The organism is Mycobacterium palustre, assembly GCF_002101785.1.
GTDB lineage: Bacteria > Actinomycetota > Actinomycetes > Mycobacteriales > Mycobacteriaceae > Mycobacterium > Mycobacterium palustre.
On the sequence record NZ_LQPJ01000130.1, the window covers coordinates 23,285 to 37,638 of the forward strand.

At 69.2% G+C, this 14,354-nt stretch carries 13 protein-coding genes and 1 pseudogene; 2 read left to right on the forward strand and 12 right to left on the reverse strand.

Going from position 1 to position 14,354, the window contains the following annotated elements; genetic code table 11:
• Positions 1–26: 26 nt before the first annotated feature.
• From AWC19_RS21810 to AWC19_RS21825, 4 genes are all read right to left on the reverse strand, one after another.
• Positions 27–1,175, reverse strand: a complete 1,149-nt coding sequence (locus AWC19_RS21810; RefSeq protein WP_085080151.1) for a ferredoxin reductase — start codon at positions 1,173–1,175, stop codon at positions 27–29.
• A gap of 143 nt (positions 1,176–1,318) precedes the next feature.
• Positions 1,319–1,828, reverse strand: a complete 510-nt coding sequence (locus AWC19_RS21815) for a DUF6912 family protein (protein WP_372508593.1) — start codon at positions 1,826–1,828, stop codon at positions 1,319–1,321.
• Between the two features lie 9 nt (positions 1,829–1,837).
• Positions 1,838–2,695, reverse strand: coding sequence for a polyphosphate kinase 2 (gene ppk2, locus AWC19_RS21820; protein WP_085080153.1), 858 nt, complete (start codon positions 2,693–2,695; stop codon positions 1,838–1,840).
• A 39-nt stretch (positions 2,696–2,734) separates the two neighbouring features.
• Positions 2,735–4,153, reverse strand: a complete 1,419-nt coding sequence (locus tag AWC19_RS21825; RefSeq protein ID WP_085080155.1) for a WS/DGAT/MGAT family O-acyltransferase — start codon at positions 4,151–4,153, stop codon at positions 2,735–2,737.
• Between the two features lie 195 nt (positions 4,154–4,348).
• On the opposite strand from AWC19_RS21825, the gene AWC19_RS21830 reads away from it, so the two are divergent.
• A complete protein-coding gene (locus AWC19_RS21830; protein ID WP_085080157.1) occupies positions 4,349–4,894 on the forward strand; it encodes an Rv3235 family protein in 546 nt (181 codons plus the stop codon).
• A 4-nt stretch (positions 4,895–4,898) separates the two neighbouring features.
• On the opposite strand, the gene AWC19_RS21835 is transcribed toward AWC19_RS21830, so the two are convergent.
• The 4 genes from AWC19_RS21835 to AWC19_RS21850 form a co-directional block, all read right to left on the reverse strand.
• The gene (locus tag AWC19_RS21835; protein WP_085080158.1) at positions 4,899–6,056 is read right to left on the reverse strand and encodes a cation:proton antiporter; all 1,158 of its coding nucleotides are present in this window, start codon (positions 6,054–6,056) and stop codon (positions 4,899–4,901) included.
• Between the two features lie 4 nt (positions 6,057–6,060).
• Entirely contained in the window at positions 6,061–6,543 is a 483-nt protein-coding gene (locus tag AWC19_RS21840) for a cation:proton antiporter regulatory subunit (RefSeq protein ID WP_085080160.1), read from the reverse strand.
• A gap of 60 nt (positions 6,544–6,603) precedes the next feature.
• Positions 6,604–7,368 carry a methanethiol S-methyltransferase gene (gene mddA / locus AWC19_RS21845; RefSeq protein WP_085080162.1) on the reverse strand — a complete coding sequence of 255 codons (765 nt, stop codon included), beginning with the start codon at positions 7,366–7,368 and terminating at the stop codon, positions 6,604–6,606.
• A 73-nt stretch (positions 7,369–7,441) separates the two neighbouring features.
• Positions 7,442–8,410, reverse strand: coding sequence for an alpha/beta fold hydrolase (locus tag AWC19_RS21850; RefSeq protein ID WP_158090922.1), 969 nt, complete (start codon positions 8,408–8,410; stop codon positions 7,442–7,444).
• A 51-nt stretch (positions 8,411–8,461) separates the two neighbouring features.
• Between AWC19_RS21850 and AWC19_RS21855 the strand changes: the two genes are divergently transcribed.
• The gene (locus AWC19_RS21855) at positions 8,462–9,088 is read left to right on the forward strand and encodes a TetR/AcrR family transcriptional regulator C-terminal domain-containing protein (RefSeq protein WP_085080166.1); all 627 of its coding nucleotides are present in this window, start codon (positions 8,462–8,464) and stop codon (positions 9,086–9,088) included.
• Here the strand turns inward: AWC19_RS21855 and secA are convergent.
• The 4 genes and pseudogenes from secA to AWC19_RS30810 form a co-directional block, all read right to left on the reverse strand.
• The gene (secA, locus tag AWC19_RS21860) at positions 9,085–11,925 is read right to left on the reverse strand and encodes a preprotein translocase subunit SecA (RefSeq protein ID WP_085080168.1); all 2,841 of its coding nucleotides are present in this window, start codon (positions 11,923–11,925) and stop codon (positions 9,085–9,087) included. The two genes, AWC19_RS21855 and secA, sit on opposite strands and share 4 nt — an antisense overlap.
• A gap of 122 nt (positions 11,926–12,047) precedes the next feature.
• On the reverse strand, positions 12,048–12,755 hold the full coding sequence (gene hpf / locus AWC19_RS21865; protein ID WP_085080169.1) for a ribosome hibernation-promoting factor, HPF/YfiA family: 708 nt from the start codon (positions 12,753–12,755) through the stop codon (positions 12,048–12,050).
• 312 nt (positions 12,756–13,067) lie between these two features.
• Positions 13,068–13,700 carry a ComF family protein gene (locus AWC19_RS21870; RefSeq protein ID WP_085080302.1) on the reverse strand — a complete coding sequence of 211 codons (633 nt, stop codon included), beginning with the start codon at positions 13,698–13,700 and terminating at the stop codon, positions 13,068–13,070.
• Between the two features lie 130 nt (positions 13,701–13,830).
• Positions 13,831–14,159: pseudogene (locus tag AWC19_RS30810) on the reverse strand (NAD(P)/FAD-dependent oxidoreductase); the annotation flags it as partial.
• Between the last annotated feature and the right edge of the window lie 195 nt (positions 14,160–14,354).

Sequence of the window (14,354 nt, forward strand, 5' to 3'; positions counted from 1 at the left end):
GGTCGTAGGTTACCTGTGAGTAGCTTTTAGATGTCGAGCGCGCAGTCGCCGGAGGCGGCCGACACGCAGGTCTGGATCCGGGTGCCGGGCTCGTGCTCCTGCCCGGTCCGCAGGTCACGGACGTGACCCTCGACGAGACTGACCACGCACGACTGGCATATACCCATTCGGCAGCCGAAGGGCATCTGCACCCCGGCGCCTTCCCCGGCGTGCATCAACGACGTCGCGGCATCGGCGGAAACGGCGCGCCCGCTCCGGACGAACGTGACCGTTCCCCCGGCGCCGGCGGGCGCGGCCTTGGCCACCGCGAATCGCTCCAGGTGCAGCCGGTCCCCGATGCCCGCGGCCGACCACACCTTTTCGGCCTGGGTGAGCAGGCCCTCCGGCCCGCACGCCCACGTCTGACGCTCGCGCCAGTCCGGCACCTCGTGGTCGAGCGAGGCGAGGTCGAGGCGGCCCTGTTTGCGGGTCTCCCGCAGCCGCAGCCGATAGCCCGGCTGCTGCGCCGCGAGGGCGGTCAACTCCGCGCGAAACATCACGTCGGCTTCCGTCGGCGCCGAATGCACGTGCGTGACGTCACCGATCTGGTTGCGCCGCACCAGGGTTCGCAGCATCGACATCACCGGCGTGATCCCCGAGCCGGCGGTCAAGAACAGGATCGACCGCGGCGCCGGGTCGGGCAGCACGAAGTTGCCCTGCGGGGCGGCCAGCCGGACGATGGTCCCCGGCGCGACACCGGCCACCAGGTGGGTGGACAGGAACCCTTCGGGCATGGCCTTGACGGTGATCGTCACGGTGCGCGGCGACCCCGGCGCGGCGGCGGCCGGGCTCGACGTCAGCGAGTACGACCGCCAGCGCCACCGCCCGTCGACCAACAGGCCGATCCCGATGTACTGGCCGGGCTGATAGTCGAAGCTAAATCCCCAGCCCGGCTTGATCACCAGGGTCGCCGAGTCCTCGGTTTCCCGGCGCACCTCGAGGATGCGGCCCCGCAATTCGCGGGCGGACCACAGCGGATTGGCCAGGTGCAGATAGTCGTCGGGCAACAGTGGCGTGGTGATGCGCGCGGCCAGCTTGCGCAGCGCGTGCCAGCCGGGGTGCCGGTCGGCGCCCGCGACGACCGGGCGCTTGGTGTCGACGACGTTGGCGGTAAGCGTCGAGTTTTTCTTGCTCATAGGAAGCTCCTGCTCACGATGCGGCGCTCGGCTTCCGCTGACGTTGGGGACGGTTTCCGCGCCCCATCCATAAAGGCTACGGTACCGTAACTTACGCTGCCGTATCCAGGCCTGCGGCGCGCGAATGTGTCACATGCGGCGCATCAGAGCAGGTCGAGCAGGAACGGCAGCTCCTGGTTGGCATACCAGGCCAGGTCGTAATCGAGCGCGTCGCCGACGATCAGCTCGGCGTCCTCGTCGCCGAGGTCGGCGGCGTCGATGGCCGCGATCGCCCGGGTGACGGCCTGCTCGGCGGCGGCGTTGTCGACGTAGGCGGCGATCACCCGGTCGACCGCGACGGGCGCGCCGAGCCGGACCACGGCGTCGTCGAGATCGGGCCGGTAGGCGGCGTCATCCACTTCGGCGGCCAGCACCGCGCGCCGCGGCGGCAACGCCCCGGTGTCACCGGTGCCCTCGTCGTCGGCCAGCAGTCGCAGCGACGCCAACGCGGCCTCGCGCAGCGCCACCTCGGCGAGCTCGTCGTCGTCGCCCTCGGCGTAGGCCTCGCGCAGCGTCGGGGTCACCGCGAACGCGGTGCCGTTGACGGGCCAGAGCGAGCCCTCCGCGACGAGCCGCTGCAGCATCGCCAGGGTGGCCGGGATGTAGACCTCGATGGTGGGCACCTACTTTTCGATCAGGGTGGCGGCGTAGTCGTCGACGTAGGTCGACAGCTCCCGCGGCGGGCGCTGGTAGTGCCCGCTGACCACCGGTTCTTTCGGCAGCTTGACCTTGGGCCGCGCCACCTCGTGGTATTCGATCGTCGACAGCAGATGGGCGATCATGTTGAGCCGCGCGTGCTTTTTGATGTCCGATTCCACGACGTACCAAGGGCTGATCGGGGTGTCGGTGTGGACCATCATCTCGTCTTTGGCGCGCGAGTAGTCCTCCCATCGATACAGCGATTCCAGATCCATGGGGCTGAGTTTCCATTGCCGCACAGGGTCTTTCATTCGTGCTTTGAACCGGCGCAGCTGTTCGGCCTCCGAGACGGAGAACCAGTACTTGCGCAACAGGATCCCGTCGTCGATCAGCATCTGCTCGAAGATCGGCGTCTGCCGCAAAAACAGCGCATGCTCTTGCGGCGTACAGAATCCCATGACTTTTTCGACCCCGGCGCGGTTGTACCACGACCGGTCGAACAGCACGATTTCCCCTTTGGCGGGAAGGTGGGCGATGTAGCGCTGGTAATACCACTGGCCGCGTTCGCGATCGGTCGGGGCCGGCAACGCCGCGACGCGGGCGACCCGCGGATTCAGGTATTCGGTGATCCGCATGATGGTCCCGCCCTTCCCGGCTCCGTCACGGCCCTCGAAAAGGATCACCAGGCGCGCCCCCGAATGCCGCACCCACTCTTGCAATTTCACCAATTCCGTTTGCAGCCGGAACAATTCGGCTTTGTACACGGCATCGGAAATCTTGCGTGCGCTCGGCGTCGCCGATTTGCTCTTCGCCGCCCGGGCGCCTTTCGTCGCGGTGCTCACATCAACGAATGATAGATCCGGACAGCGATTTCACCCCTACTAACGGGAGGCCTCGAGAAGCTCCTCCAGCGACTGGCTCAACAATCCGGGCAGCAGATCGACGTCGCTCATCGCGTCACGGTCGGCGTTGATGCCGAAATACAGCATGCCGTTGTAGGACGTGACGCTGATCGCCAGGGCCTGGTTGTGCAGCAGCGGTGGCACGGCGTAGGTCTCGAGCAGCTTGGTGCCGGCGATGTACATCTGCGACTGGGCCCCCGGGGCGTTGGTGATCAAAAGGTTGAACGTGCGCTTGGAGAAGCTCGGGAAGCTGGTCGCGACCCGGATTCCCATGGCGTGCAGCGTGGGCGGCGCAAAGCCCGACACCGTGACGATGGTCCTGGCGTCGACGAGGCTAACCGACGCCGCGTTGGACTCGGTGGCGTGAGCGATCTGGGACAGCCGCACCACCGGATTCGCCTCTCCCACAGGCAGATCGACCAGGAACGGCGTGACCTGGCTGATGGTTTGGCCGGGGCCGGTCGAGTCGAGTTGGTCGTCGGCGTAGACCGACAACGGCGCCATCGCGCGGATCGTCGCGGTCGGTGACACCGCCACGCCGCGCGACAGCAGCCAGTTGCCCAGCGCGCCGGCGATCACGGCCAGCACCACGTCGTTGACGTCGCAGTCGTAGCGGGCCCGCACGGCGCGGTAGTCCTCGAGGTGGCAACTGGCGACGGTAAACCGCCGGTGCCGGGAAACCGTCGCGTTGAGCGGGCTGCTGGGGGCGGTCCCGCGCGCCACGGCGCGCGCCAGGTCGACGAACCGGCGGCCCGCGTCCAGCAGTTCGCCGTAGTTGGTCACCGCGCCCGCCACCGCCGAGCCGACGGCCTGCAGCTGGACGCCCGGCCCCGCCAGCCAGTCGCCGATCGCGCCGAGGACCAGCCGGGTGTTGCCGGGGTCGCGCTCTGGAACCCAGATGTCTTCGGGGAACGGCGGCGGACGACGCGTCCGGTCGGCGATGACGTGACCGATCTCGAGGGCCGTCATGCCGTTGATTAGCGCCTGGTGCGACTTGGTGTAGATCGCGATGCGGTTCTTGGCCAGGCCCTCGACGAGGTACATCTCCCACAACGGGCGCGACTTGTCCAGCGGCCGCGCGGCCAGCCGCGCGATCAGCTCGTGCAGCTGCTCGTCGCTGCCCGGCGAGGGCAGCGCCGACTGCCGCACGTGGTAGGTGATGTCGAAGTCGGCGTCGTCGACCCACACCGGCCTGGACCCGGGGACCCCGACCTCCCGGACCTTTTGGCGATACCGCGGTATCTGGGGCAGGCGCTGTTCGACGGTGGCCAGCAGCGTCTCGTAGCTCAATCCCGCGCGCGGCCGGCGCAGGATGGACAGCGAGCCGACGTACATCGGGGTGGCGGTGTTCTCGAGCCGGTAGAAGGACGCGTCCGCCGGGGACAACCTGGTCACCATTACGGCGCTGTCCTCCTTGTCAATTCGCGGGGGGCCGATTAGTGAACGCATGTATATCCCACGGTAATCGCCCGGACGGGGTCGAGCTCGGCGCGGGCACGGGTTGGCCGCAGTTGTGCGATGATGGCCACTGACCGACGACCGTCTGCCACTCTCCAGCAGCTCCCGTTCGACCACCGAGATGGAGAGTGCGCGTTGCCCACTAGTCCCGTCCTGAATCCTTCCGGCGCCGCGGCGTTCGCCGTGACGCCCGTCGTCGACTACGAGCCGCCCCGGCGAGACGTTCTCGCCTGCCGGCAAACCCCGCGGGCACCGCTGCGCCGCGGCGCGCGGGCGCCGCGCCGGCCCTACCCCGAACAACCGGGCGGACACCCCGAAGCGGCGGGGCTCGTCCCGGTGCCGGCGCCGATGCGTCAGGCGGCGGTCTTCGCCGACGCGGCGCTGCGCCGGGTGCTGGAGGTCATCGACCGCCGCCGGCCACCCGCCCAGCTGCGACCGATGCTGGCGCCCAGCCTGGTGGATTCGGTGCTCGCGATCGGCCGCTCGGCGACCGGGCGCGAGGGCGCCGCGGTGCTGCGCCGGCTGCGGGTGCAGCCGGCCGGGCGCCGCGACACGGAGGCGGCCGCGGAGGTTTGCGGGTCGTACAGCCGGGGCCGGCGCATCCACGCCATCGCGTGCCGCGTCGAGCAGGTGCCCGGTGCAGGCAACCGCTGGCAGGTGGTGGCCTTGCACATCGGCTAGGGGCCTAGTTCGGCGATCCGGTTTCGGCGGGCAACGGGCCGCCGCCGTAGCGGGCCAGCACGGGCCCCGCGATCGCCATCACGAAGACGTACGCCGTGGCCAGCGCCGCCGCGGCCGGGATCGCCGTTCCGACCAACCCGATGATGATCAACGAGAACTCGCCATGGGCGATCAGCGCCGCCCCGGCGCGCAGCTGGCCGCGCCGGGCGACGCCGTCGCGCCGGGCGGCCAGAACGCCGGTGGCCAGCTTGGTCAGCGCGGTGACGCCGGCCAGGACCATGGCCACCGGAAGCATCGGCAGCAGCTCGCGGGGGTCGACCGAAAGGCCGATCGCCAGAAAGAAGATGGCGGCGAACAGATCGCGCAGCGGGCCCAGCACCTGGCGCGCCCGGTCCGCCGTCGCCCCGGTGAGCGTGAGGCCGACCAAAAACGCGCCCACGGCCGCCGAGGCGTGCAGGGTTTCGGCGACGGCCGCGACCATCAGGGTGATGCCGAGGACCCGAAGCAACAGTTGCTCGGAATCGGGATGTTCGACCAGCCGGCCGACATGGTGCCCCCACCGGTAGGACGCGGCGAACGCCGCCAGCAGCGCACCGATCGCGGCCGCCATTCCGGCGACGGCCTCCAGCCAGCTCCCGCCCGACGCGAGCACCGCGAACGGCGGCAGGTAGGCCGCCATCGCGAAGTCCTCGAGGACCAGCACGGACAGCACGGCCGGCGTCTCCCGGTTGCCGAGCCGGCCCAGGTCCTCCAGCACGCGCGCGATGACGCCCGACGAGGAGACGTAGGTGACGCCGGCCAGCGCCAGGATGGCCACGCCGTTAAGGCCCAACAGCCAGCCCGCCGCCGCGCCGGGCGTGGCGTTGAGGACGATGTCGACGCCCGCGGACGGCAGGTGATGGCGCAGGCTGCTGGCGAACTCGGTGGCGGAGAATTCCACACCCAACGTCAGCAGCAGCAATACCACGCCGATGGGTGCGGCCGTCGTGATGAAATCCCCGGCGGCGGCCACCGGGAGCAGCCCGCCCTTGCCGAGCGACAGTCCGGCCAGCAGGTACACCGGTATCGGGGACAACGCGAAGCGGCGTGCCATCGCGCCCAGTACGGCCAGCGTCGCGAGCAGGGCGCCGAGCTGGAACAGCAGCGCCCCCGAAACCTGCACCGGTTCAGCCCTTTTCGACGATCTGCTCGACGGCGGCGATGCCCTCATCGGTGCCGATGACGATCAGGACGTCACCCCCGCGCAGCGTCTCGGCGGGCCCCGGCGAGGCGAGCACGTCTTCGTCGCGCACGATCGCGACGATCGAGGCACCGGTGCGCGTGCGCGCGCGGGTGTCCCCCAGTGGCCGGCCCGCGAACGGGCTGCCCGGCTCGATGTGGACCTGACCGGCCTCGAGGCCCGGCACTTTGCGGGTGAGCTCGGTGAAGCGTTCGGCGATGCGCGGCGCGCCGAGGATCTGGGCTACGGTGTCGGCCTCGTCGTCGGTGAGGCGCAACACCGGCCGGGCCTGGTCGGGGTCGTCGGCGGCGTAGAGCACGACGTCGAAATCACCGCCGCGCCGCGCGATGATCCCGATGCGATCGCCGGAATGGCTGGTGAATTCGTACCGAAGGCCGACGCCCGGTAGCAGCACCTCCTTGACATCCACATCCCCATACTGGCAGTTGCCGGGGCGCCGGCGCCAAGCCCTCCAGCAACCCTCTGACTGTCAAAGCTGCGCGGCCGGTTCGGTCGCGTCCCGGCGCGACGGGCGCCTCAGCGGCAACAGCATCGAGACCCGGCGCCGGTAGTCGCGGTATTGGTCGCCCAGCACCGCGATCAGGTCGCGCTCCTCGAGCTGGGTGGCGATCAGGATGTAGGCCGTCATCCCGGCCGAGAACAGCGCGTGTCCGGCCGTCATGGTGGGCACCGCCCAGAACGCGATGAGGAAGCCGAGCATCAGCGGGTGGCGCACCAGCCGATACAGCCACCGGGCGTGAAAACCTATGTGGGTGTAGGGCTTTCCACGCCAGGCCAGGTACACCTGGCGAAGGCCGAACAGGTCGAAGTGGCTGACCATGAACGTCGCGGCCAACGCGATCGCCCAGCCCAGCCAGAACAGCGCCCACAGCGCCACCCGGCCCGCCGGCTGCCGCACGTCCCAGACGACCGCCGGCATCGTGCGCCATTGGCAGTAGAGCAGCACCAAAACCGCGCTGGACAGCACCACGTAGGTGCTCCGCTCGATCGTCGCGGGCACCAGGCGCGTCCAGACGCTCTTGAACGCCGGTCGCGCCATCACGCTGTGCTGCAGCCCGAACGCCGCGAGCAGCAACAGGTTGACCGGCAGCGCCTCGCCGACCGGCGCCGCCAGCCCGTGGTCGACGGTTCGGGGCACCACGGCGTCGGCCAAAAAGCCCACCAGATACAGGAAGGCCGCGACGAACAGCATGTAGGCGGCGACGCCGTAAGCAACGGTCAAGTAGCGCTTCATGGCCTCAGTGTCGACCGCTCAGGCGCTTCAACATATAGCTCATTAGGCTCAACTTCGCGTGACGGTGCCCTAGTCAATTCTGACTAGTGATGGACTCAAGGGCCGTTTCGTGTGCATATCCCCCACCCGATGACACCAGCCGGGCCGATACCCGCTCGATCGCGGCGGCGACGACACCCGGCTGCACGATAGGCAGCATGTGCCCGCCGGGCACCTCGACGAGCTCCCCGCCACGAAGCGCCGCGGCCAACCGTCGGCCGTGACGAATCGGGGTCGGACGATCACCCTCCGCCAACACCACGACGGCGGGCGCCGTCAGCGCTGCGAGCCGCCGGTCCACCCAGTCGATGTTGCGGTGGTACGCCAGGCGATCTTCGGCCATCGCCCGCAAGTTGTCGTCGTGCAGGGTGACCTCGCCCAGCCGCCTGCGGTACACCGGGTCAACCGGATCGGGCGCAAAAGCGAAGCGCCCGTCGACGATTGCGCCCGCACGCCGAACCAGGCCGCCGACCGTCAGGTCGTTGAGCTGCCGGAGGCCCGGCAGCTGGGTGGCGCGAACCAGCCACGCCGCTCCGATCCGGAAGGGCCCCGAACGCAACCCACCGCCCGACGGCGCGATGAGCGCGAGGCCCGCGACGATCTCGGGAAAGCGCGCCGCGACGCCGAGCGACAGCAGCCCGCCGAACGAGTGGCCGACCAGCAAGCCTCGCTCGATGCCGATGTGGGCGAACAGCGCGGGAATCATGTCGACCTGGCTTTGAAAGTCCAGTGGGCCGCCTTGTGACCAGCCGTACCCGGGACGGTCGACGGCGATGGTATGGGCGCCGGGGAGCTCGGCGACCACCCGGTCGAAGTCGCGGTGGGTTCCGGGCATGCCGTGCAGCAGGACTATCGGGACGCCCGCGCCGGGGCGTTCCACATAGTGGATCCGGCGGCCGGCGATATCGGCGAACCGGCCCGCGGGTGGCGGCTTTGGCGGGCGGCGGCCCCAAATCGCATTCGCAAGAAGGGTTCCCGTGGCGAGAGCGGCAAGCGTGTTCATCGACATCCTTTGCTTACGTTGTAAGCGAAGGCTAGCGCTTACAATGTAAGCGTGCAAGCCCGGCTCGGTCGAGATGCCATCGTCAAGGCCACGCTGGAATTGATCGAGGAAGACGGAATCGACGCGGTGACGATGCGCGCGGTGGGAGCGCGACTCGGCTGCGAGGCGATGTCGCTCTATCGTCACGTGGCGAACAAGGCCGACCTGTTGCGGTTGGTCGGCGAGGCGGTGATCGCCGAAGTCCGCGTTCCCAAAACCGCGGCGAGGTGGGACGGCACACTGCGAGCAATCCTTCGGGACCTGCGGCGCGTGGCTCTCAAATACCCCGAGGCCTTCAGTCTCGTCAGCCAAGGTCCCGTGACGGCGGTAAGCGCCACCGCGGTGCAGGCCGGCATGGAAGCGCTCACCGAGGGCGGTTTGTCGCCGGATGAAGCGGCGCGGGCGCTGTGCGTCTGTCTCACCTACGCGACGGGGGCGATCAACAACGAGCTGGCCGCGAATCGCCTCGGGGGCCCGCTCGCCCGTGCCGACGCCGACGCGGATTTCAGCGGCGCACCGTTGGCGGCACACTTCCTTGGCGTGATGGCGAAGACCGACTACGCGCGGGAGTTCGAGGCCGGCCTCGACGTGGTGCTGCGCGGGCTGAATCCGGCCCGGGCGACGGAGGATCCCGCCTAGCGCCGCTTGACCGATTTCGGCGGCTTGGCGCCGCGACCCTGCCGGCGTGCGGCCTCGCGGCGCTCGCGGCGGGTGCCGCCGGCGGCCGCGCCGGCCGGGGTCTTCTGCGCGCCACCGCCGTTGCGCTGCACCTGCGCCGAACCGTCCTCGGACGGGCCGGAATACGTCAGGGCCGGCGCATCGTTCTCGATCCCCTTGGCGCGCAACGTGCTTGGCGCCTCGTCGCGGGCCGACGCGGGCGCGCCGTCGGCGCCGTCCTGCGGCGCGGCGGCGCCGGAACCCAGCTTTGCCAGCCCTTCTGGAGTCTCGACCGGGGCGACCTGCGGGGCGGGCACGGCCTCCACGGTGACGTTGAACAGGAAGCCGACCGACTCTTCCTTCAAGCCGTCGAGCATGGCCATGAACATGTCGTAGCCCTCCCGCTGGTACTCCACCAGCGGGTCGCGCTGGGCCATCGCGCGCAGGCCGATGCCCTCCTTGAGGTAGTCCATCTCGTAGAGGTGCTCGCGCCACTTGCGGTCGATGACGTTGAGCAACACGTTGCGTTCCAGCTGACGCATCGCGCCCTCACCGGCGATCTCCTCGAGCTCGGCTTCCCTTGCGGCATAAGCCCTTTCGGCGTCCTTGAGCAGGGCGTCGAGCAGCTCCTCGCGGGTCAGGTCGTCGCGGTCGGAGTCGGCGTCGGGATGCGTCAGGCTCTCGTGCGTGATCCCGACCGGGTACAGCGTCTTGAGCGCGGTCCACAGCGCGTCGAGGTCCCAGTCCTCGGCGTAGCCCTCGGCCGTCGCGCCGTTGACGTAGGCGGTGACGACGTCGCGGACCATGTCCAGGGCCTGGTCCTTGAGGTTCTCGCCCTCGAGGATGCGGCGGCGCTCGGCGTAGATCACCTTGCGCTGCTGGTTCATCACCTCGTCGTACTTGAGGACGTTCTTTCGGACCTCGAAGTTCTGCTGCTCGACCTGGGTCTGGGCGCTCTTGATGGCGCGGGTGACCATCTTGTTCTCGATCGGCACGTCGTCGGGCAGGTTCAGCCGGTTCAGCATCGCCTCGAGCGCGGCGCCGTTGAAGCGGCGCATCAGCTCGTCGCTCAGCGACAAATAGAAGCGGGACTCGCCGGGGTCGCCCTGGCGGCCGGAACGGCCGCGCAACTGGTTGTCGATGCGCCGCGACTCGTGGCGCTCGGTGCCCAGCACGTACAGGCCGCCGGCCTCGATCACCTCGGCTGCCTCCTTGCCGGCCTCCTCCTTGACGATCGGCAGCTCGGCGTGCCAGGCCGCCTCGTACTCGTCGGGCGTCTCCACCGGGTCCAGGCCGCGCTCGCGCAGCCGCTGGTCGGTGAGGAAGTCGACGTTGCCGCCCAGCACGATGTCGGTGCCGCGGCCGGCCATGTTGGTGGCGACGGTGACGCCGCCGCGCCGGCCGGCCACCGCGACGATCGCCGCCTCCTGCTCGTGGTACTTGGCGTTGAGCACGTTGTGCGGGATGCGCCGCTTGGTGAACTGGCGCGACAGGTATTCGGAGCGCTCGACGCTGGTGGTGCCGATCAGGACCGGCTGGCCCTTCTCGTAGCGCTCGGCGACGTCGTCGACGACGGCGATGTACTTGGCTTCCTCGGTCTTGTAGATGAGGTCGGACTGGTCGGTGCGGATCATCGGCTTGTTGGTCGGGATCGACACCACGCCCAGCTTGTAGATCTCGTGCAGCTCGGCCGCCTCGGTCTGGGCGGTGCCGGTCATGCCGGCCAGCTTGTCGTAGAGCCTGAAGTAGTTCTGCAGCGTGATCGTGGCCAGGGTCTGGTTCTCCGCCTTGATCTCGACGTGCTCCTTGGCCTCGATGGCCTGGTGCATGCCCTCGTTGTAGCGGCGGCCGATCAGGACGCGGCCGGTGAACTCGTCGACGATGAGCACCTCGCCGTCGCGGACGATGTAGTCCTTGTCGCGGTGGAACAGCTCCTTGGCCTTCAGCGCGTTGTTGAGGTAGCTGACCAGCGGGGAGTTGGCCGCCTCGTAGAGGTTGTCGATGCCGAGCTGGTCTTCGACGAACTCCACGCCCTTCTCGTGCACGCCGACGGTGCGTTTGCGCAGGTCGACCTCGTAGTGCACGTCCTTTTTCATCAGCGGCGCCAGCCGCGCGAATTCGGTGTACCAGTTCGACGCGCCGTCGGCCGGGCCGGAGATGATCAGCGGGGTGCGGGCCTCGTCGATCAGGATCGAGTCGACCTCGTCGACGATCGCGTAGTTGTGCCCGCGCTGCACCAGGTCGTCGAGGGAGTGCGCCATGTTGTCGCGCAGGTAGTCGAAGCCGAACTCGTTGTTGGTCCCGTAGGTGATGTCGGCGTTGTAGGCGACGCGGCGCTCGTCGGGCGTCATCTGCGCCAGGATCACCCCGACCTGCAGGCCCAGGAAGCGGTGCACCCGGCCCATCCACTCGCTGTCGCGCTTGGCCAGGTAGTCGTTGACGGTGACGATGTGCACGCCCTTGCCGGCCAGCGCGTTGAGGTAGGCGGGCAACACACAGGTCAGCGTCTTGCCCTCACCGGTCTTCATCTCGGCGACGTTGCCCAGGTGCAGCGCGGCCGCGCCCATCACCTGCACGTCGAACGGGCGCTGGTCCAGCACCCGCCAGGCCGCCTCGCGCGCCACGGCGAACGCCTCGGGCAGCAGCTCGTCGAGGGTTTCCCCCTCTTGCAGGCGCTTCTTGAACTCGTCGGTCTTGGCCCGCAGCTCGGCGTCGGTGAGCTTTTCGACGTCATCGGACAACGTGTTGACATAGTCGGCCACCCGCTTGAGGCGCTTGACCATGCGACCTTCACCAAGGCGCAGCAACTTCGATAACACGGTGTCGTCCCCTTTGGGGTGTTCCCCTGTTGGATGGCGTTCGTCTCAACGCTCGCTTGTTCGGCGCCATCCATGGTAGGTGACACGTTCGCTGAGCCCGGCCAACGTCGGCCCGAGCCGGATCAGGACAGGCTGATCAGCCCGTAGTCGTAGGCGTGGCGACGGTAGACCACCGAGGGCCGTTCGGTCTGCTTGTCGAAGAACAAAAAGAAGTCGTGCCCGACGAGCTCCATCTCGTAGAGCGCGTCGTCGACCGTCATGGGTTTGGCCTTGTGTTCCTTGGTGCGCACGATCCGGCCGGGCGCGCGGTCGTGGCGGTCGCGGTGCGCCGCGGGGTCGGCGCCGTCGTGTTCGTGCGGCTCCGCGGGCCGGGCGTCGAAGCCCCGCGCCGACGATTCGGCTGACCGGGGGGCCACCGCCGTCGCGGCGGCCAAAGACACCGGGGTCTTGTCGCCGTAGTGCACCTTGCGGCGGTCCTTGACGCGGCGCAGCCTGTTCTCCAGCTTGTCGACCGCCGCCTCGAAGGCGGCGTAGAAGCTGTCGGCGCAGGCCTCCGCGCGGCTCACCGGACCGCGGCCGCGGGCGGTGATCTCGACGCGCTGACACGACTTGCGCTGGCGGCGGTTGGGGGCGTGTTTGAGCTCGACGTCGAAAAGATAGATGGAGCGATCGAAGCGTTCGAGGCGGGCGAGTTTTTGCGAGACGTAGATGCGGTAGTGATCGGGGATTTCGACGTTGCGGCCTTTGAACACGATTTCGGCGTTCGTCATCGGTTCGGCCGGCGCGCTAACTTCTGCCGGCGGTTGGTCCAGAGTCTGACCGGAATCCACGGTGAGCCTTGACATACGTGACAACTCGTTTCCTTTTCCACGTCGCACGCGCTGCGTGCCGGCTTGCTACATCACGCGCCGACGGGGTGGAGCGGCCTTTTTTCAAAGACCGCCGCTGGCCGCCCGCCGGTGCAAGGTGCCGAATACCACCCCCTCCGCGTAGGGCGCCACCACCTGGGAAGATGCGACCGGTGGTCAAGCCAGGAAGTCTCTCACGTTGATCTCGACGTTAGCTCGTGTTCGCCTTCGGATGCCACCAATTTGGGGCGGCTGTTGCGTGTTCTTCACATGCGCTGTGGCGGCGCACAGGTTTTAGGCGGCCGCGACGGCCAGCACCGCGGCCACCCGGATGCCGGCGGCGCGCAGGGTGCTCACCGACTCGCGCGCCGTCGCCCCCGTGGTGACGATGTCGTCGACGACGAGCACCTCGGTGCGCGGGAGCTCGCCGCGCAGCCGCACCCGGCCGGCGAGGTTGCGCTCGCGGGCCGAGGTGTCCAGGCCCACCGAGTCGCGGGCCAGCGCCTTCATCCGCAGCAGCGGCGCGACGGTGATGTCGGGGTGCCCGGCGACCGCGGCCCGGGCCAGCCGGGTCACCGGGTCGCCGCCGCGCGCCCGCGCCGCCGAGCGCCGGGTCGGCGCGGGCACGACCGCCAGCGGGGCTTCGACCATCCCCCAGGTGAGCAGCCGATGGATCCCGAGCGCGAGGGTGCGGGCCAGCGGCGCGACGAGGTCGCCGCGGCCGCGTTCCTTCAGCGCGAGGATGGCCTGTCGTCGGGCGCCGGCGTAGCGGCCCAGCGCGAACACCGGCGCCCGCGGGTCGACGCGGGGGATCACCACGTGCGGTTCGTCGGGTTTGACCGCCAGCTCGGCGGCGCACGCGTCACACCAGCGCGTCGAGGGCGCCCCGCAGCCGCCGCATTCCAGCGGCAGGATCAGGTCGAGCATGCCCGCCAGTGTGGCGGCGGGGGCCGACATCGCGGCGCGGTCGCAGCGAAAGCTTTACTCGGCAAGCGGTTTCGATGCAGCAGCCCGCCTGAAACTCGGACCCGCGCTCACGGCCGGCTGCTACTGGGGGCTATACGGCGCTGCTGAGCCCGTCAACAGGCAGATCACCCGGGTGGTGGGTGGCCATTGACCAGCCATAGGTTTGCGTGGGCGGGGGCGGGCTGAGGATGAAGGTGCGGTCGGCGCGACGGGCGGGGCGATGGTGAGCAACCAGGTGGCCGCGAGCTGGACCGGCCCGGCTTGCAGTAAGGCGTGCCCGCGGCTGATGTAGGCCGCCGAACCGAGGTCGCGGTACCGGTAGCGCTTGCGGGGTCTGCCGCGCAGATCACGGCGAATGCAGTCGGCGACGTGCAGGCCGCTTTGCATCGCATTTTCGGCCACCCCGGGCAGGTCGTCACGCGAAATACGCCGGCGTGCAATGGGTTTCGTCGAACCTGGCGAGAACCGTCTCCCGCCTCAACGCGCTGTTGGCGATTGTCATGCCCGCCGTCGTCGACGCCGGTTCCTCGAGGCCCCCGACTACCGAGGTGTCGCCGCATCCGCGGTGGACAAGCCGGCCGCGGTGTCCGCCGCATCAACCGCGACGCAGGCCTG